This is a genomic window from Mucilaginibacter sp. MD40, assembly GCF_002288635.1.
GTDB lineage: Bacteria > Bacteroidota > Bacteroidia > Sphingobacteriales > Sphingobacteriaceae > Mucilaginibacter.
This window is the reverse complement of record NZ_NRSW01000001.1, coordinates 2,142,250-2,162,112: the sequence shown is the minus strand read 5'-3', so window position 1 is coordinate 2,162,112 and position 19,863 is coordinate 2,142,250. Positions and strand designations below refer to the sequence as shown.

Below are 19,863 nucleotides of genomic sequence, written 5' to 3'. Positions count from 1 at the left end.
AAATTAAAGAAACCTTTAACCTTTCGCCTTTTAGCTTTAAGCTCAATTTAAACGCGTTTAATATCCGCGCCGAGCGCACGCAGGCGCTCGTCGATATTCTGGTAGCCGCGTTCAATTTGTTCGATATTGTAGATGGTCGACTGCCCTTGTGCCGATAGCGCGGCGATCAATAACGATACACCTGCACGGATATCCGGCGAGGTCATGGAAATACCACGCAATTGAATTTGCTTATCCAAACCAATAACGGTAGCACGGTGCGGATCGCAAAGGATAATGTTCGCTCCCATATCCAGCAGCTTGTCCACAAAAAATAAGCGGCTTTCAAACATTTTCTGATGAATCAATACGGAACCTTTTGCTTGCGTAGCGACTACTAATACGATACTTAACAAATCCGGCGTAAAGCCAGGCCATGGCGCATCGGCCACGGTAAGCAGCGAGCCATCAATAAAGGTATCTATCTCGTAATGGTCTTGCGATGGGATGTAGATATCGTCGCCACGGCGCTCCAGTTGAATACCCAGGCGTTTGAAAACGTCAGGTATCATACCTAATTCGTCATAGTGTACATCTTTAATGGTGATCTCTGAACCCGTCATAGCGGCCAAACCGATGAAAGAACCAATCTCGATCATATCCGGTAGCATACGGTGTTCGGTACCATGTAATTCGGTTACCCCCTCTATGGTTAACAGGTTTGAGCCGATACCGCTAATTTTTGCGCCCATGCGGTTAAGCATTTTACATAACTGCTGCAGGTACGGTTCGCAGGCGGCATTATAGATGGTAGTAGTACCCTTGGCCAGTACAGCAGCCATTACAATGTTAGCCGTACCGGTAACAGATGCCTCATCTAACAAGATGTAAGTACCCTGCAGGTTTGAAGCATCTACGTTGTAAAAACCGTTCTCGGGATTAAAATCAAAGCGGGCGCCCAGTTTCTCAAAACCCAGGAAGTGGGTATCTAACCTGCGGCGGCCAATTTTATCGCCCCCCGGTTTTGGGATAGATGCACTGCCGAAACGCGCCAACAGCGGGCCAAGGATCATGATGGATCCTCGGAGGCCGCCACCTTTGGTTTTAAAGGCTTCAGAGTTAAAAAAGTCCTGGTCAATTTCCTTTGCTTCAAAGGTGGCAGTATCGCGCGAAATGCGGTTCACCTCAACACCCATGTCGCCTAAAAGCTCTATCAGTTTATTCACATCCTGTATGTCAGGGATGTTGCTGATGGTCATTTTTTCGCCGGTTAATAATACGGCAGATATGATTTGTAAGGCTTCGTTTTTAGCTCCCTGGGGAATAATTTCGCCCTTAAGCTTCTTACCGCCCTGTATTTCAAATGCGTTCTTCATCTTTAGTTAATGGTTGATGGTTCATAGTTCATTGTTCGGATCAGAAAGCCGAAACATCAGTACCTCGCAAAGATTATAAAATAATTGCAATGCCGCAGGCAGTCTGGCTCATTTCTACGATCTATGAACCATTAACTATGAACACATGTTCAATTAATATTTTTTCGCTCCTCCGTTATTGCGGTTGCGGTTATTTTGGTTGTTGTTACGGTTTTGGTTGTTATTGTTCTGGCGACCGCCACCAGCGCCACCGCCGCGGTTATTTTGATTGTTCTGACGGCCGCGATTGTTGTTATTGTTATTATTGTTGTTATTGGTACGGAACTCTACCTTATTAAGGTTAACGTTCTCTTCCAATTTTAGTTCGCCGTTTGATAACGAGTATAGATCATTCAGGATGATCTCATCTGCAACAGAATCCTTATTCCACTGCACGTAAGCCATTTTCATGAAGTTGGCTATGGCTTGTACCATGTGGCGCTTACGCTCGGGTTCCTCAATGGTTTTAGCCTTTTGTATCATCAGCTCAATGGTTTTACCATAATGGCGGGACCTGATGCGCTGGTTGGGATATTTTAAAGGCTCCGGTTTAATATGTATAGCCTCTTCCGTTGGTTTTGGGTACGGCGAATCAACATCTAACTGGAAGCCGGAGATAATGTGCAGGTGGTCCCAAAGTTTGTGTTTAAAATCGGCCACATCACGCAGGTGAGGGTTAAGGAAACCCATCAGGTCGATAACGACCTGCGCGTAGCGGTTACGTTCTTCTTTGGTTGGCAGCGCAACAATGTATTTCACCATGTTTTGCACATTGCGGCCGTATTCTGTAAGTAAAAGTTTGCTCCTGGTTGAGTTATAATCAAACGGACCAGGCAAATTGGTTAATGCCATGTATATTTTTCTATTAAATAAGTTCGTGAAATGTTTTTTAGCTCATGGACGGTTTCACAGACTGAAAGCGGAAACCGGAGAACTAAAATGGAATACTTTGTAGTAACGCAAATATACAGTAAATGTGTTGAGATGCAAATTCGCCTACAAGCTATAATTCTTTTTAATGGTGTTTGGCTACTATTTGGCTTAATGCGGGTTCAATGGCAAGTGCATGGCCCTGGCCAAAAGTTATCATGATCCGGTCGTTTGTATTTAAAGCCTTATCTATTTTACTGAGCAGCGTACTATCGCGCACCATTTTAGATGCCCTGCCTATAGCACAAAACTCGCAGTTGCTATTCAGGTAATCAAACCGCTCAATATCATTAGTGATAACAGGCTTAAAATCAGTGCCTACATATTTACGATAAAGGTTGGTAAAGTAACCGTAACGTTGTTCCTGGAAATTAAGTGGAAAACCTGGCTCTACAAACCAGGGCTTTACCGATTTTGTATAAAAGGCTTCAAAAGGAATTTTGCCATAAGCACCATTAACATAAGGGATAACCATCCTTTCCATCACATAGTACAAGAACAGCTTATCTTTTGGATACTTCTTCAGCATGGCGCCAAACTCCGCGCTGTCGGCCATGTCGCCATCCATCATTTTTATATGCGACCGATCGCTCAGGTATTTTAATGCCCCGCTCTCCCCATGCTTAATTATACCATCCCGGAAACTGCTGATAGAAGTATCGGCCAGCTGGCCGCCCTCATTAAAGGCGATCTGGGGTTTAAGCTTTTTAAAATATTGTTCAATTAAAGCGAACTGCGGATGCTTCGGATCGCGGTTATGATCGCAACCTATTAACACCACATGCTTTTTACCCGCCGAGGCATCAACAATGTAAGGCGGTTTAATAGTATCCATCATTTTGCCCACTACCAGGTAATCGCGGGTTGGGTAAGATACTTTTTCGGCCGGATGCCGGCAGGCACACAAAAACAAGAGTACCAATAAAAATAGTTTATTCATGATAATGATGTTGTACGGTTTAAGGCTGTTAAGCAGGGCAGGTTTCACCTACGCTAACTTACACAAGTCATTACAATTTAAAAACAGTGAAAACTTAATTATTACTGTTTTAAAAGAATAAATTGTGAAATTAGGGGCAATACACACTGTATAAGCATGACCCACCCCACCATTACCGCTGTAGATATTTATCGCTTTTGCATACCTATGGTACCCTTTACTATAGCTACCGGCACTATGGCCCACGCGCAAAATGTTTTTATCCGTGTGCATACCAATGCCGGTTTTTATGGTGTGGGCGAATGCTCGGCCTTCCCCATGATCGTTGGCGAAACGCAGGATACTTGCCTGGTGATGGCAAAAGATTTCGCGCAGTTATGGAAAGGTAAAAACGCTTTGGATATAGAGGCCAGGCTACAGGAGTTGCATAGCTTTACCGCCGGCAATACCACTATTAAAAGCGCGTTTGATATGGCTTTATATGACATAGCGGCCAAACATGCCGGTTTGCCTTTATACAAGTTTCTGGGAGGCGAAAAGCGCGAGGTAGAGAGTGATATTACCATTGGTATATCCACGCCGGAGGATATGGCCAGGCAGGCATCAGCATTTAAAGCAAACGGCGCCAAAATATTGAAAGTTAAACTCGGTAAAAATGCCCAAACGGATACCGAGCGAATAAAAGCCATCAGAGAAGCTGTTGGTGCTTATATGAAGATCCGTGTGGATGCCAACCAGGGCTGGACTTTCGACGAGGCTGTTTTTGCCCTGCAAGCCATAGCCGAGCACGACATAGAATTTTGCGAACAGCCCATGCGCACCTGGTATGATGATAAGCTACCCGCGCTGATGCGCCTGTCGCCGGTTAAAATAATGGCCGACGAAAGCGTATACAACCACCACGACGCACGTAAGCAAATAGACAGCGGAAGTTGCCATTACATCAATATAAAAATGGCCAAGTCCGGCGGTATACATGAGGCGAAAAAGATACATGACGTAGCAGCAGCACATAACATCCCTTGTATGATGGGGGGCATGCTGGAAAGTCGTATTGCGCTAAGCTGTAAACTGCACTTTGTATATGACAGCCCCAACATCAAATTTTATGATATGGATACCTGTATGTTAGGTCACCTGCAAGACCCTTGCGTTGGCGGCGTAACCTATGATGGTTACAAGCTCAACATCAGCGATGCGCCGGGGATTGGGGCTGATGCGAATGAAGAGTTTTTGGAAGGGTGTGAAAGGTTTATTGTTTAGCATATAAAGCTGTAATGAGCACCTAACGCCGAATCTATTTCGGCATCCCACATGATAAGGCTGTGCTGAGAATTAACGATAGTCCGCTCAATAGCCGCGGAGGGCTGTTACTTTTTGCTTGATCAAAAAGTAACCAAAAAATCAAGTCAGCAAAGAGGCTTCTCTGCCGCACAAGGCCTTTGCCCGGCAAAGCGGACAGAACCACGGGCTGAAAATCTCTTACTCCATACACTAAGGCCATTGCTCTGTAATAGATTTCACAATGCCCTTTCAACCGCACAGACCCATCATTTTCTGCCGCTTTTGCCCTAAGCTTTTTGCTGACGGGAGAGAACACCTTGTCATTCTTCGCTTTCGCTCAGAATCTAAGTACGTGATGTGCATGTCGTAGATCAGATGCTTCGTTCCTCAGCATGACAAGATGAATACAGTGTAACAACGAACCTAACACATCCGAAATTGCGACATAGTGTAACGTGCGGATAGTACAGGCATTGCTAAAGCACAACCATTGTAGCGCGTTACCAAGTCGCGAGTTTTTTCTTTGGTTACTTTCTTTTTTGCGGAAAAAAAGAAAGTAACATCCACAAACGAGCAACTGCTACACTGCCATTCCTAACGAAGAACTATCTATGAGATTGCACACTGTGCTCGCAATGACATGTTTTTAAGTAAAAAAAAGCGATGCGAAATATCGCATCGCTTTTGTTAGGAGTATATTATTTACTCAACTCCGCAAAGTACTTATGAAACAACGGGATGGTTTCAATCCCTTTGTAGTAGTTGAATATATCGTATTTCTCGTTTGGTGAATGCAGGGCATCGCTATCAAGGCCAAAACCCATAAGTACCGTTTTTATACCTAATTCTGCTTCAAATAAAGCAACAATTGGTATGCTGCCGCCACCACGGGTTGGGATAGGCTGTTTGCCAAAAGCCTCTGCAATGGCCTTTTGCGCCGCGCGGTAGGCCACGCTGTCGGTTGGGGTTACCACCGGTTCGCCGCCGTGGTGCGGGGTAACTTTAACCTTTACGAATGGCGGCGCTATCTTCAGGAAATGATCTGTAAATAACTGCGTAATTTTTTCGCTGGTTTGGTTAGGCACCAAACGCATGGAAATTTTAGCATTAGCTTTTGACGGCAGAACGGTTTTGGCGCCTTCGCCAATATAACCACCCCATATGCCGTTAACTTCAAGCGTTGGGCGTGTGCCGGTGCGCTCAAAGGTGCTGTATCCCTTCTCTCCCCAAAGCTCCTGTACGTCCAGGTCCTTTTTATATTCGTCTTCGTTATAAGGGGCCGAATTCAGAGCGTCGCGTTCAGCCTGTGTTAGTTCAATTACATCATCATAAAAACCGGGGATAGTGATATGGTTATTCTCGTCATGCAACGAGGCGATCATTTTGGCCAGGATAGTTGCCGGGTTAGCCACCGCGCCGCCGTAAACACCCGAGTGCAGGTCGCGGTTAGGGCCGGTTACCTCTACCTCCAGGTAGGATAAGCCACGCAAACCGGTTTCCAGTGACGGATGCTCCATGCTGATCATCGAAGTATCAGATATCAATACCACATCAGCTTTTAAACGTTCTCTATTGGCTTTAACAAATAAACCGAGGTTATTTGAGCCTACTTCCTCCTCCCCTTCAATCATAAACTTTACGTTGCAGGGCAGGCCGTCGGTTTGCATCATCAGCTCAAAAGCTTTTACGTGCATGTAAAACTGGCCCTTATCATCGCAGGCGCCACGCGCGTAAATTTTACCATCACGCACGGTAGGTTCAAACGGTGGGGTATGCCACAGCTCTAATGGGTCTGGTGGCTGCACATCATAATGCCCATATACCAATACCGTAGGCTTTGACGGATCGATCAGCTTTTCGCCATACACAATGGGGTAACCCGCGGTTTGGCAAACTTCCACGTTATCCGCACCTGCATCGCGTAGCTTTTGTGCCACATAATCGGCCGTTTTTAATACTTCAGGTGCATACTTAGGGTCGGCACTTACAGAGGGGAAGCGCAGCAGCTCAAAAAGTTCATCGAGCATGCGCTGTTTGTTATCATCTATATATTGCTTTATCGTTTGCATAAACAAAAGGTTTGCAGCAAATATAGTGTATTCGGCGATTACGATAACCTACCAAGCATTACCGTTATTAATTACTTTACCTGTTTACAGTGTAGTATAAATGGTTTCCGCAAAAATGGATGTATAAAGACCTTCAAACACCGTAACATTCGCGATTTCATTCCTTTCGCATAAAAATTTCCTCTGCTTTCACCGATGCAAAACACCCGTTTACCGACACAATTGCCCCATACATCTATTTGAGCTAAAAGCGCTGTAACGTTTTTAAAGCGGTATCGTCTTATGAGTGTAATTAACAACAAGAAATAATTAAAATACTCACAATCAAAATATTAAAAGTCATGAAAACTCAATTTTTAACCATAGCCACTATCGTAACTTTAGCCGTAGGTACCGTAACAACCGCCTTTGCAACCGATAACAACAACAACAACGAAAACAGCACTACCCTAACTAATGTAAGCAAGATCAACAAAATTGAGCTGCACGGAAATGTAGAACTGTATGTATCTGATGGCAGCGCCGACCAGGTAAAGGTTTATAATAAATATTATGCGGAAAACGCTTTGGTACAAAGCCAGAATGGCGTACTGCGTATCTCTTCATATGCCGACCAGAAACTGGTAGTTTGGGTTACCGCTAATGACCTGCGCAGCATAACCGCTTATGATAACGCTTCTGTTAAATCATTCGGCGACCTTTCAAAAATCGACCTGAACGTTACGCTGAACAACAACGCTACTGCCGACCTTAAACTGGATGCTTTTAAAGCCAGCATCAACGTGAACGACCGCGCTAAAGCCAACATCAGCGGTGTGGTGAATGAGTATGACCTGAAACACGACCAGTCTGCCACCGTAAACCAAACCAACCTGGTTGCCGGTAACGCTAACAAAACCATCACCAACAAATTTGTAAAGGCTAATGATGCTGAATTAGCCGTACTCTAAGCAACACTTTTAAAGTTCAACATATATCAACAGAAAAGCCATCCGTGATTGACGGATGGCTTTCTTATTTTTAGTGGGATTAGAGGCTTAAGCAGATATCGCGTTAATGATATCGTACTGCGTAATGATCTCTATCTTCCCCTGCTCGTCTTCAACCAAAACCGCGATGTTGTCCTTGTTGATCATCCCGGAGATCTTATCAATAGACGTATTAAGATCAATAAAAGGGAATGGCGCGGTAGATATGCTTTTAACCGCCTGAGATTTAATGCCGGGGTTTTCCATCAGCGAATCCAGGATGTCACTTTCCGTGATCTTGCCAATGACCATCCCCTGCTGGGTAACCGGTATCTGACTGATGTTAAGCGATTTAATTACGTTAATAGCTTCCAGAACAGTTTTTTCGCAATCTATGGTGATAATCTCCGTGCTTTCTTTTTTGGCGATGATATCTTTTGCGGTCAGCTTACCATCTTTCAGGAAGCCACGATCGCGCAGCCAGTCATCGTTATACATTTTGCCCAGGTAACGTGTACCGTGGTCTGGGAAAATGATCACTACTACGTCACCTTCTTTAAAACGGTCTTTCATTTGCAGCGTACCCGCTACAGCGGCACCGGTAGAGTTACCTGCGAAAATACCTTCTTTACGGGCAATTTCGCGCGTCATGAGGGCGGCATCCTCATCGCTTACTTTTTCAAAGTAATCTATCAGGCTAAAGTCTACGTTCTGCGGTAAAAAGTCTTCACCTATACCCTCGGTGATGTAAGGATATATCTCATCCTTATCAAATATGCCGGTTTCCTTGTATTTTTTAAATACGGAACCGTAGGTATCAATACCCAATACCTGTATGTTCGGGTTTTGCTCTTTAAGGTAACGTGCCGTACCTGATATGGTACCGCCTGTACCTACACCCACCACCAGGTGGGTAATTTTGCCTTCGGTTTGCTCCCAAATCTCCGGGCCGGTTTGCTCGTAGTGCGCCTGTGAGTTGGACAGGTTATCGTACTGGTTAGGTTTCCATGAGTTGGGCACCTCACGCTCCAGGCGTGATGATACGGAATAATATGATCTTGGGTCTTCCGGTTCTACGTTGGTGGGGCAAACAATTACCTCAGCGCCAAAAGCGCGCAGGGCATCAAACTTTTCTTTTGATTGCTTATCGGTACTGGTGAAGATACATTTGTAACCTTTAATTACCGCCGCAATGGCCAGCCCCATACCGGTATTGCCCGATGTACCTTCAATAATAGTACCGCCCGGTTTAAGCTTACCGCTTTTTTCGGCATCCTCAATCATTTTTAGGGCCATACGGTCTTTTATGGAGTTACCCGGGTTGGTGGTTTCTATTTTGGCCAAAACTGTTGCCGGGATATCTTTTACTATTTTATTGAGCTTTACCATTGGCGTGTGGCCAATAGTTTCCAGTATGTTGTTATACCACATATTACGCTAATTGTCTACTTATCCTGTATATTTAATTGGATAGTATACAAAATTAGGAAAATTATTGGGCAGAAGCCCAATTTAAGCATTTACGAAATGTCAATAAATGTGCATTGATTATTAAGAGGCAAGCTCACCGTACCAGTATGCTGCTGTTACGCCACCATCCATCAGAAAGTCGCTGCCTGTAATAAAGGTGCCTTCGGGCCCCATTAGCAGAGACGCTACGGCGGCTACTTCGTCCGCAGTACCCGGTCGCCCGGCTGCGCTCAGTGCTATCATCCTGCGGTAACCATCGCCACGTGGGCCGCTTAATTCATCTTTGGCTAAAGGTGTAATAATTATTCCAGGACTTATGGTATTAATTCTTGCGCCCCGTTTACCCCACCTCACAGCCTCGGCCGCAACTCGTAAGGAATTACCACGTTTAGAGTATTGATAGGCCATCAAGGGATCGGTTATTTTATCCGGCTGCAGCATGTCCAAACCGAGAAGGTCGTCGGCTGGAGTTATTGCCAATAGTTTATTTTCTTCTACAGATAACGGCTTTAACCTATGCCCTGATTGCGAGGCTATGACAACGCCTGAACCGCCGGATTGTATAACATTACCAAATTCTTCCAGTATAAGTGCTGTACCATAAAGGTCGACCTTCAATATTACCTCCGCAGGTGCCTGACTGGGCGAAACACCAGCAGCATGTATCAAACCAACTATATTGCCGATGCCGGTAGCAAAAGCTATCAGCGCTTTTATTGATTGGCGGGAAGAAACATCAACTACGGTTGTACTTACCTCAAAACCGGCCTCACTTAATGTTTTTGCCGCGACTTCGGCGTTTTCAGGGCGAAGATCGGCCAGTAACAGGTATTTACCGGCCCCCACCCGGCGTGCGATGGCCTGGCCTATTGAGCCTGCGCCAATCACAACGACTATATTGGGGAGATTATTATTCATGCTATTAAATGCAAGGTCTGCTAACCTAATGCATCTAAGTTAGCAATTAAAACTTAAGGTGCTTAACGGTTAGGCCGCCGTTTATTAATTGCTTTAACGACTCAATACCAACATGCAGGTGTGTTTCCACATATTTCTCGGTTACACTTGAATCGCTTTCGGCGGTCTTTACTCCTTCCGGGATCATTGGCTGGTCTGATACCAACAACAAGGCACCAGTAGGTATCTTATTGGCAAAACCTGTGGTAAAAATGGTAGCCGTTTCCATATCAATAGCCATGGCGCGCAGCTGTTTAAGGTATTTTTTAAATTCCTTGTCATGCTCCCAAACGCGGCGGTTGGTGGTGTAGCAGGTACCGGTCCAGTAATCTCGTGAGTAATCGCGGATGGTGGTTGAAATAGCCTTTTGCAGCGCGAATGACGGCAAAGCGGGTACTTCTGCAGGCAGGTAATCGTTTGATGTACCCTCACCACGTATGGCCGCTATGGGTAATATCAGGTCGCCCACGTTGTTCTTCTTTTTCAAGCCTCCGCATTTACCCAAAAATATAACCGCTTTAGGTTTTATGGCCGTTAACAGGTCCATTACGGTTGCTGCTACCGAGCTGCCCATACCAAAGTTAATAATGGTAATACCATCAGCAGTTACGCTCTGCATGGGCTTATCCAGGCCCATAATAGGCGCGTTATCATGCCAGTCAGAGAATAATTGTAAATACTTGGAGAAATTGGTTAGGATGATGTATTCGCCAAACTGGTCAAGCGGCCTGCCGGTATAGCGGGGCAGCCAGTTAGCCACAATAGCATCTTTTGTTTTAAGCCCGCTCTTTACGGGAGTTGACACCTCTTTAGGTGCTTTAACAGCTGGGGTGCTGTCTTCTTTTTTGATATCTAATTCTTCGTTCATACGATATATATTTTTAGGCGGCCGGGCGGCCGCAGGTTATAAAAAACGAAACGTTTTTATACAGCAAACCCCGGCTATTGCCAGGGTGCTTGGTATTTTTGAGTATGCAAATATAGCAATTTGCTGTGATATATTTGTTAAGCCACCTTTAACTTTTTAAGATCGCTCTTATCAAACTTCTCACGGGCATAGTCGAGCGTTATGTTTAAGCGCTTGGCATCTTTCTTTGATGGTATCTCAAACATGGCATCAATCATGATCGCTTCGCATATAGAGCGTAAGCCACGGGCGCCCAATTTAAACTCCATGGCCTTATCAACAATAAAATCCAGCACTTCCGAGTCAAACTCCAGTTTAACCCCTTCGTACTCAAACAGCTTTTTGTATTGTTTAAGCAGCGAGTTTTTAGGCTCTGTAAGGATGTTATGCAGCGCGTCCCTGTCCAGCGGGTTCAAATAAGTAAGTACCGGAAGGCGGCCTATCAGCTCAGGTATTAAACCAAATGATTTCAGGTCCTGAGGGGTAATGTATTTGTACAGGTTCTTCAGATCTACCTCGCTATCGTCGCGTTTAAACTTGTAGCCTACAGTTTGAGTGCGCAGCCTGCTGGCTATCTTTTTTTCGATACTGTCAAAAGCGCCGCCGCAAATAAACAGGATATTACTGGTGTTCACGGTGATCATTTTCTGGTCGGGATGTTTACGGCCACCTTGTGGTGGTACGTTCACCATGGTACCTTCCAGAATTTTTAACAGGGCCTGTTGTACCCCTTCGCCGCTTACATCACGGGTGATGGAAGCGTTATCACTCTTACGGGCGATCTTGTCTACCTCATCAATATATACAATGCCGCGTTCGGCAGAGTTTACATCATAATCCGCAGCCTGCAAAAGGCGGGTAAGAATACTCTCTACGTCCTCGCCTACGTAACCCGCCTCAGTAAGTACAGTGGCATCGCATATGCAAAAAGGCACATTCAATACTTTGGCAAGCGTTTTAGCCAGCAGGGTTTTACCCGTACCGGTTTCGCCCACCATAATAATGTTCGATTTTTCTATCTCCACCTCATCCTTATCTACCCGCTGATTAAGGCGCTTGTAGTGGTTATATACCGCAACCGACAATACTTTTTTGGCATCGTCCTGACCGATGATATACTGGTCCAGGTGAGATTTTATTTCAGAAGGCTTCAGTACCGAAGGGACCGCCGGCGACGCTTTTACTTTGCGCACCTTTAGCTCCTCGGCCAATATCTCGTTTGCCTGATCAACACATTTATCACAAATGTGTGCGTCAAGGCCGGCTATCAGCATCAGGGAATCCTGTTTACCTGCACCACAAAACGAGCATCTGATCTCCTTGCTGTTCTTATTCATTTTAAAATTCCTCTTTTATCAAAAATAAACAATTAGCGGATGTTTACAAACCCGGCTACTGTTAAAGGGTTACAACCGCTAATTGTTTATAAATTATTTATTTGTGTTGGCTTTTAACACTTCGTCAACCATACCAAATTCTTTTGCTTCTTCGGCAATCATCCAGTAATCGCGGTCTGAAGCGTCCCAAACTTTTTGGTAATCGCTGCCGCTATGGTCAGCAATAATCTGGTAAAGTTCTTTTTTCAGTTTGGTGATCTCGTGATAAGTGATCTCAATATCAGACTGCTGGCCTTGCGCGCCGCCTGATGGCTGGTGGATCATTACCCTTGAGTGCGGCAGCGCGGCACGCTTGCCTTTGGCGCCTGCTACCAATAATACAGCGCCCATTGAAGCGGCCATACCGGTACAAATGGTAGCTACATCATTAGAGATGAACTGCATGGTATCATAAATACCTAAACCGGCATATACCGAACCACCCGGAGAGTTAATGTATATCTGGATGTCGCGCTTACTGTCTGCTGATTGCAGGAACAGCAGCTGCGCCTGGATAATATTGGCGTTTTGGTCATAGATCGGATCGCCCAGGAAAATAATACGGTCCATCATCAAACGCGAGAACACGTCCATCTGGGCTATATTCATGGGGCGCTCTTCGATAATGTAAGGCGTCATTCCGGTAGGCAGTTTCGCGCGGTCAACGCCACCAATAAATTTATCTACATAAGTGCTGCTAATGCGGTGGTGCTTAACAGCATATTTACGGAATTCATTTTTATCGATATTACTACTCATGGTATTTGTTTGTTAAGTCGTTTTTATAATTAAGGTAAGCGGGATAAATATAGTTTTTAGTTGAATAGATTTATTACAATTAAGTTTTTATAAAGTAAAATTTAAAGCCTTACCTAATCCTCTCCAAAGGAGAGGACTTGAAGTTAACGCTATCATATCTGTCATTCTGAGCGGTAGCGAAGAATCTGATCAGCGCCATACTCTCCGGCAATAGATGCTTCACTTCGTTCAGCATGACAAATGTTGATTTGGGTGAGGCCTAAAACACAAAAGCATTTGCTGGTGGGCAAATGCTTTTGGTGAAAGTTATATAAGCGGAAATATTAGTCTTCCAGTTTGTTAAACTCGGTAAACAGTATTTCTTTTTTATCAAGTGTAATTACGCTTTTGATATAATCAAAAACCTTAACGGCTTTCACTTCTTCAAATATCTTGTTAGCGTTTTCCTTGTCCTGCAGGTACTGAACGGTGTATTGCGCTAACTGCTCTTCAGAAAGTGATTGCTGGCTGTACATCCTGAACTGGTTGTTTAGGCTTTGTTTAGCGTAAGCGAAAACCTCATCGTATTTGATCTCAATTTTGTTATCAACGATGACCTTGTTAGCGATAAGCGTCCATTTAAGGTTTTTCGCGAAATCGTTATAACCACCTTCCAATTCCTCGTCAGACAGTTTTTCGTTGGTGGCTTTTAACCAGCGTTTCAGGAACTCGTCAGGCAGTTCAAACTGTACTTTATCTAAAGTAAAGTTGTAGATATCGTTTTGCAGTTTGCGCTCGCTATCCTGCTGCATCATGGTTTCCAGTTCTTCAGTGATCTTCTCACGGAAGCCTTCTTCTGTGGTTACCACACCTTCACCAAATAATTTATCAAAGAACTCCTGGTTCAGGTCGGCCTCATCTAAACGGTTTACATTTTTTACCGTTAATTTAAAGCTCGACTTTAGCTCAGCGGCTTCATCTTCTTCTATTTTTAATAGACCTGCAACCTTAGCCGCATCGTTATCAAAAGCTTTCTGAAGATCTATCGTCACTTCATCGCCTTTCTTTAAACCGATCAATGATTTTTTAACTTCTTCATTTTTGATCTGGTCTAAACGTACCGATGTAGTGTTGCTAATGCCTCCTTCAAAAACAGCACCATCCGGAGAAAGTTGTACTAATTCTGAATAAAGCACGTCATCGTCTGCCGATACGTCAGGATTTGTCATTTTGCCATAGGCACGACGGATATTTTTCTCGCGTGATGCCAGTGTTTCTGCATCAACTTTAATCACATATTGTGTTAATTTATCCTGAGATGAAAAATCAACAGAAAATTCTGGAGCAAGGCCTAACTCGTATGCAAATTCAAATTCGTCGTTAAAATCCCAGTTATACTCTTTGGTATCCTCATCCATTTTTGGAAGCGGCTGGCCTAATACTTCAAGTTTTTCTTCCTCGATAAATTTGTTCAGGCTGTCTGACAGTAAAGTGTTGATTTCGTCAACCAAGATATTTTTACCGTACATTTTTTTAATGTGAGCCGCAGGAACCATGCCTTTGCGGAAGCCCGGAAGCTGCGCTTTTTTAGCTTGTTCTTTAATGGCTTTATCAACCTTCGGCTGGTAATCGGCCGGGCTAAGACTGATCTTTACAACTGCATTCAGGCTGTCTTTTTTCTCCTGTGATATATTCATCTTTTACCGTTTTGTTAATGTTATGCTACATAGCCGTTATTTTGTAAGCTACGTAAAAAATAGAGGCGCAAAAGTATGAATTTATTTTGAGAAATAGTGGTGTTTTACAGCACACTAAATTGAATATTTATACAGGCGGCCCTGCTATGCAGAATGCAGGAAAATACAACAGCCGGAGCCTTTTTTATCTGGGCTCCGGCTGTTGCTTATCTAAAAAGTGAAATATGCTTACTGTACCTTGTTAACAGAAACCGATCCTTTTTTATCCGTGCTAATAGTGGGGTTGCCCCGGTATTTAACGTCAGAGGCGCCTGTACTTTTAATATTCAGTTCGTTTAACACGTTAACATTGCATTCGCTGGCGCCCGTGGTACTTAGGTTGTAACGGCCAACTACAAAATCGAGCGCGTTAAGCTTACCCGAGCCGGTAAGGTGCACATCGGCCGTGGCGGCTTGTCCGCGTAATACCAGTTCGGTACTGCCTTTACCATCGGCGCGAACGTTGGTCGCGCTCATATCCAATTCAACTTTTGTAGCACCCTTAAGTTCGAAACCGATGTCCTTTACATTTAACCGCCCGTCAGACTTCACCTCTACCGCGCCCGATGCTTTTATATCATCAATATTGCGCACACCTACCGTTACGGTAATGGCTTTGCCGGTGCACAGGCTGCGGCGGCTATTAATTTTAAGGGTATTGCCACTGGTACTGGTTTCAATGTACTGCAGCAGGTTGTCATCAGCGGTAATGGTTAGGGTTTTGGAGCTATCCTGTTTCAGGAGCACGTTGTAAGCGCCTTTTATCTCCAGTCTGGAAAAGTCGCCTGTTTGGCGTGTTTCGGTTTTCATATTACCCGAACCTTTTTTACACCCGAACCTACGGCAGGATGAAGTGATAACAGTTGCCGAAGCGAGTAAAACCAGCAGGGATATTTTAAAGTATGATCTTTTCATGATTACAAGGATTTAGTTTAAGTACGTTTTGACGATCTAATACAGCATGAAGTTACATTTTAAATTAAAAAAGCCATCATTTTATATATATAACGATGGCTTTTAATGACTGATAAGGTTTGTTGATATTATTATAAGCTTGATAGCGCGTTGCTTTTGCTGAGTGCTATAATGGGGGCTTTTATTACATTAACAGCTACGAGTTGTTCATGGTTAACGCTGGCAGTTTGAGCGTAACGCAGGTTACAATCGTTCACGTTACCGGCAAGCAGGGCTTTCGCTGCATCGTTCACGGTAATGTTGGCTTTGTAGGCTTCCAGTTTCAAGTCGGCAGTAGCGCCGTTATGCAAGTTAACATCCAGCTCTACTTTTGAAAGTTTACCGAATGATCTTACACTGGCATTGTCATAAGCCTCTATAGAACGAAGATCATTTACGGTAACCCAAACCACCAGTTTTTCACCGGCGTATGAGGATATGCGCAGCACACCGTTACGGCTTTGCACCAGGGCGCTTTCGGCATAATATTTATTGTAAACCTTTACGTTATCAGTATCGCCGTCTGATACGTATACTTCAACATTACCGCGCACCTCAATTTTATTGATCTTGCTTACGTTGGTTAAAATGGTGGCTTCGTTGTTGTGGCCAGTTGTTGCTTTTGCAAAGGTATTTTTGGTAGTTACCATGGCCATAAACATAATGGCTGCTATGGTTAAAATTCTTGCTTTCATGACGCTTAATATTTTGATTGTGAATAATATATGTTATGTTTTTTATTGAACCAATTACACATATATGACGCCTCCAGGCAGTATACGTTACAGCCAATAAGTGTGTATTAGACACAGTGCCGGTTTTAGTCGGTAAAGAGGGCGTTAGGGTCGGTGAAAACGGAAGCCGGTTTCAATACCGACAGAGGAAGATGAGGACTACAGATAGTAAATTTCGCCGTTGGTTTTTATTTTGGCGGCATCCAGCAAAAGGCGCAGGGTACGTATCTTTTCTCTTTCGGTACCATATTTAAGCGCTGGTATAAGTTCGGCGATGGTATGCGGGCCATTGCTGAGCGCCTGTACGATCTCGCTGGTAATATGATCGGTTATTTCGCCGCTATTTTGCTGCCGGCGTTCTTCCAGGCAAACATCGCATATACCGCATTTTGGGGCTTCAGGCTCATCAAAATAAGTTAATAGCTGCCTGCTGCGGCAAACAGGCGTACCCGTATACGCAAAAACGGCATCCAGCTTTTTACGGTAGGTTGCCTTACGCTGCTCAATGGCCACCTTGTTAATATATAAATGATTATTGGGCTGCCTTGGCTTTAACCAGGTAACCTGTGGCTGGTCGGTTTGTGGCAGGTAGCTCAAAATACCAAAGGCTTGCAACTGCTGCAGGCCGGTAACAACCTGCTGCACACTCATGCCTGCACGCCTGGCAATGTCAAACTCTTTTATGCGCACATAGTTCTCAAATGAGCCCCCGTACGAGCGCAAAAGGGTTTTTATAAAAGGATCCCAGCCGGGGTTTTGTATCTGGAAGTTATATAATTCCTCGTTCAATACCTCAAACCTGAAACGCGAGGGAAGGAAAACACTCTCCGTGAATGACACATACTCGTCCTGCTCCAGAAACTTTAACGCGTTAAGGGTTTTAATGGCGTCGAGCTCAAAGCGGCTGCAAAACCCGGCGATGTCCAGGTCAAAGCTTATCCCCTCGCCTGCCTGATAAGCCAGCTGGCAGTAATTACCCAGGCTATGATAGATCTTCTTGATCTCCTCAACCGACGGAAAACTTTGCTGCATTTTCTTTTGATACAGCGCGCGATCTGATGGATGATAGAGCAGCACCGCATAGGCTTTATCCTCATCGCGCCCTGCCCTGCCTGCCTCCTGGTAATAAGCTTCCAAACTATCCGGCATATCCTTGTGGATCACAAAGCGCACATCGGGCTTGTCAATCCCCATACCGAAGGCATTGGTTGCCACAATTATGCGGGTAGTGTTGCTTTTCCAGGCATCCTGCTTTTCGGCGCGTTCATCAGCCGGCAGGCCCGCATGGTAATAATCGGCGCTGATGTGGTGCCTGCGATAGTGCTGGGCTATCTCGAAGGTTTCCTTGCGGGTACGTACGTAAACTATGCCGCTACCGGTAATGCCGTTGGCTACATCAAGCAGTTTACGCAGTTTATCCTCCGTTTCCTGTACCACATAGCTCAGGTTTTTACGCTCAAAGCTTTTACGGAAGACCACCCCCTTCCTGAACGCTAATTTTTCCTGTATATCGGCCTGCACATCGGCTGTAGCACTCGCCGTTAAGGCCAATACCGGCACGCCGGGGTGCAGTTCGCGCAGGCGGGCAATATGCAGGTATGGCGGCCGGAAATCATAACCCCACTGTGAAATACAATGCGCCTCATCAACAGCGAACAGGTTTACATTCATGTATTTGATGCGCTCGCGCACCAGGTCAGACAATAAACGCTCGGGCGACAGATATAAAAACTTTACCGGGCCGTAAATACAATTATCAAGCGCGATATCTACCTCGCGCCTGCCCATGCCCGATACAATGGCCATTGCAGCTATGCCGCGTGCTTTAAGGTTTTCTACCTGGTCTTTCATCAGGGCGATGAGCGGCGATACCACAATGCATATCCCCTCTTTGGCTAAAGCAGGCACCTGGAAACAAACCGATTTACCCCCACCTGTTGGCAACAGCGCCAAGGTATCGCGGCCCTGCAATACGGATGTAACAATCTCCTCCTGCATAGGCCGGAACTGATGGTGCCCCCAATATTGCTTCAGTATTTCGCGTGGTGTCATTGCTTTTACGAAAAAAGCCCGGCAAGCGGGCTTCTAAAAAATATATTCTTGCAGGCTATTTATCTGCTCTTTATGTCTGTGTAATCTCTGTTGGTTTCGCCAACATATACCTGGCGCGGCCTGCCAATAGGCTCCTTGTTGGTTTTCATTTCTTTCCACTGCGCAATCCATCCCGGTAAACGGCCAAGGGCAAATAATACGGTAAACATTTCTGTAGGGAAGCCTAATGCAGTATAAATAATACCCGAGTAAAAGTCAACGTTAGGGTACAGTTTACGTTCAACAAAGTAAGGGTCGCTCAGGGCTACTTCTTCCAGTTTTTTGGCAATGTCCAGAGTTTCGTCCTGCACGCCTAATTTTTCCAGGATATCATCGCACGCCTTTTTAATGATCTTGGCGCGGGGGTCAAAATTCTTATACACCCGGTGCCCAAAGCCCATTAAACGGAACGGATCGTTCTTGTCTTTAGCCTTGGCTACCCATTTATCTACATCGCCGCCATCTGCTTTAATTTTTTGCAGCATTTCTACCACAGCCTGGTTGGCGCCACCATGCAGCGGCCCCCAAAGCGCTGAAATACCTGCCGAAATAGACGCGTACAAGTTAGCATCTGATGAACCTACAATACGCACGGTTGAGGTAGAGCAGTTCTGCTCGTGATCGGCATGCAATATCAGCAGTTTGTTCATGGCATTCACCACTACAGGGTCAATTTCTATTTCCTCGGTGCGCTGCCCAAAGGTCATGTGCATAAAATTGGTGACGTAATCGTATTTATTACGAGGGTAAATCACCGGGTGGCCTAATGATTTTTTATATATCCATGATACCAGGGTACTCATTTTAGCGATCAGCTTAATGATCTCCAGGTTCACCTCTTCGGCGGTAAGGCCCTGCTTAAGCGATGCCGGGTTAAAAGCCGCCAAAGCGCCAATTAATGATGACAACTGCCCCATTGGGTGCGAACCTGAAGGGAAGCCATCAAAAAACTTTTTCATATCCTCATGCACAAGGGTATGGTGGCTTATCTCGTACTCAAACGCTTTTAGCTGTTCTTCGGTAGGCAGGTTGCCGTAAATTAACAGGTAGGCTACTTCAATAAACGTGCTTTTTTCGGCAAGCTCTTCTATAGCATATCCACGGTATTTTAATATTCCTGCTTCGCCATCTAAAAAAGTGATAGCGCTTTTTGTAGCGCCGGTATTTTTGTAACCTATATCAAGCGTAACATATCCGCTCTGGTCGCGCAGTTTAGAGATATCTATGGCTTTTTCGCCTTCAGTGCCTTCAATTACAGGGAGTTCGTAAGTTTTATCGCCAATTTTTAGTTGTGCATTCTCAGACATAGGATATT

At 44.8% G+C, this 19,863-nt stretch carries 16 protein-coding genes; 2 read left to right on the top strand and 14 right to left on the bottom strand.

The genetic code is table 11. The annotated features are described in order from the left end of the window. Positions 1 to 47: 47 nt before the first annotated feature. The 3 genes from murA to CKK33_RS09770 all read right to left on the bottom strand — a co-directional run bounded on the left by murA (position 48) and on the right by CKK33_RS09770 (position 3,264). A complete protein-coding gene (murA, locus tag CKK33_RS09780) occupies positions 48 to 1,355 on the bottom strand; it encodes a UDP-N-acetylglucosamine 1-carboxyvinyltransferase (RefSeq protein ID WP_095703930.1) in 1,308 nt (435 codons plus the stop codon). A 153-nt stretch (positions 1,356 to 1,508) separates the two neighbouring features. Next, positions 1,509 to 2,246, bottom strand: coding sequence for a DUF4290 domain-containing protein (locus tag CKK33_RS09775; RefSeq protein ID WP_095703929.1), 738 nt, complete (start codon positions 2,244 to 2,246; stop codon positions 1,509 to 1,511). Positions 2,247 to 2,409: 163 nt separating this feature from the next. Beyond that, positions 2,410 to 3,264: a hypothetical protein gene (locus CKK33_RS09770; protein WP_143822940.1), complete on the bottom strand. Its 855-nt coding sequence runs from the start codon at positions 3,262 to 3,264 to the stop codon at positions 2,410 to 2,412. 156 nt (positions 3,265 to 3,420) lie between these two features. On the opposite strand from CKK33_RS09770, the gene CKK33_RS09765 reads away from it, so the two are divergent. Then, on the top strand, positions 3,421 to 4,527 hold the full coding sequence (locus CKK33_RS09765; RefSeq protein WP_095703927.1) for a mandelate racemase/muconate lactonizing enzyme family protein: 1,107 nt from the start codon (positions 3,421 to 3,423) through the stop codon (positions 4,525 to 4,527). A 719-nt stretch (positions 4,528 to 5,246) separates the two neighbouring features. Here CKK33_RS09765 and CKK33_RS09760 read toward each other — a convergent pair. Then, positions 5,247 to 6,617, bottom strand: a complete 1,371-nt coding sequence (locus tag CKK33_RS09760; RefSeq protein ID WP_095703926.1) for a dipeptidase — start codon at positions 6,615 to 6,617, stop codon at positions 5,247 to 5,249. Positions 6,618 to 6,958: 341 nt separating this feature from the next. On the opposite strand from CKK33_RS09760, the gene CKK33_RS09755 reads away from it, so the two are divergent. Beyond that, positions 6,959 to 7,567, top strand: coding sequence for a GIN domain-containing protein (locus tag CKK33_RS09755; RefSeq protein WP_095703925.1), 609 nt, complete (start codon positions 6,959 to 6,961; stop codon positions 7,565 to 7,567). A gap of 87 nt (positions 7,568 to 7,654) precedes the next feature. On the opposite strand, the gene CKK33_RS09750 is transcribed toward CKK33_RS09755, so the two are convergent. From CKK33_RS09750 to CKK33_RS09700, 10 genes are all read right to left on the bottom strand, one after another. Next, positions 7,655 to 9,016, bottom strand: a complete 1,362-nt coding sequence (locus tag CKK33_RS09750) for a pyridoxal-phosphate dependent enzyme (protein ID WP_095703924.1) — start codon at positions 9,014 to 9,016, stop codon at positions 7,655 to 7,657. 120 nt (positions 9,017 to 9,136) lie between these two features. Beyond that, positions 9,137 to 9,973 carry an SDR family oxidoreductase gene (locus CKK33_RS09745; RefSeq protein ID WP_095703923.1) on the bottom strand — a complete coding sequence of 279 codons (837 nt, stop codon included), beginning with the start codon at positions 9,971 to 9,973 and terminating at the stop codon, positions 9,137 to 9,139. A gap of 46 nt (positions 9,974 to 10,019) precedes the next feature. After that, the gene (locus CKK33_RS09740; RefSeq protein WP_095703922.1) at positions 10,020 to 10,880 is read right to left on the bottom strand and encodes an AMP nucleosidase; all 861 of its coding nucleotides are present in this window, start codon (positions 10,878 to 10,880) and stop codon (positions 10,020 to 10,022) included. A gap of 137 nt (positions 10,881 to 11,017) precedes the next feature. After that, positions 11,018 to 12,256, bottom strand: coding sequence for an ATP-dependent Clp protease ATP-binding subunit ClpX (gene clpX, locus CKK33_RS09730; protein ID WP_095703920.1), 1,239 nt, complete (start codon positions 12,254 to 12,256; stop codon positions 11,018 to 11,020). 93 nt (positions 12,257 to 12,349) lie between these two features. Beyond that, complete coding sequence (gene clpP, locus CKK33_RS09725) at positions 12,350 to 13,054, bottom strand: ATP-dependent Clp endopeptidase proteolytic subunit ClpP (RefSeq protein WP_095703919.1); 705 nt, start codon at positions 13,052 to 13,054, stop codon at positions 12,350 to 12,352. Positions 13,055 to 13,377: 323 nt separating this feature from the next. Continuing rightward, positions 13,378 to 14,730 carry a trigger factor gene (gene tig, locus CKK33_RS09720; protein WP_095703918.1) on the bottom strand — a complete coding sequence of 451 codons (1,353 nt, stop codon included), beginning with the start codon at positions 14,728 to 14,730 and terminating at the stop codon, positions 13,378 to 13,380. A 228-nt stretch (positions 14,731 to 14,958) separates the two neighbouring features. Continuing rightward, complete coding sequence (locus CKK33_RS09715; RefSeq protein WP_095703917.1) at positions 14,959 to 15,684, bottom strand: head GIN domain-containing protein; 726 nt, start codon at positions 15,682 to 15,684, stop codon at positions 14,959 to 14,961. Positions 15,685 to 15,815: 131 nt separating this feature from the next. Then, positions 15,816 to 16,418 carry a GIN domain-containing protein gene (locus CKK33_RS09710; protein WP_095703916.1) on the bottom strand — a complete coding sequence of 201 codons (603 nt, stop codon included), beginning with the start codon at positions 16,416 to 16,418 and terminating at the stop codon, positions 15,816 to 15,818. A gap of 198 nt (positions 16,419 to 16,616) precedes the next feature. Continuing rightward, positions 16,617 to 18,509 (bottom strand): ATP-dependent DNA helicase RecQ, encoded by a 1,893-nt coding sequence (locus CKK33_RS09705; RefSeq protein ID WP_095703915.1) that lies wholly within the window; start codon positions 18,507 to 18,509, stop codon positions 16,617 to 16,619. A gap of 59 nt (positions 18,510 to 18,568) precedes the next feature. Next, a complete protein-coding gene (locus CKK33_RS09700; protein ID WP_095703914.1) occupies positions 18,569 to 19,855 on the bottom strand; it encodes a citrate synthase in 1,287 nt (428 codons plus the stop codon). Positions 19,856 to 19,863 lie beyond the last annotated feature (8 nt).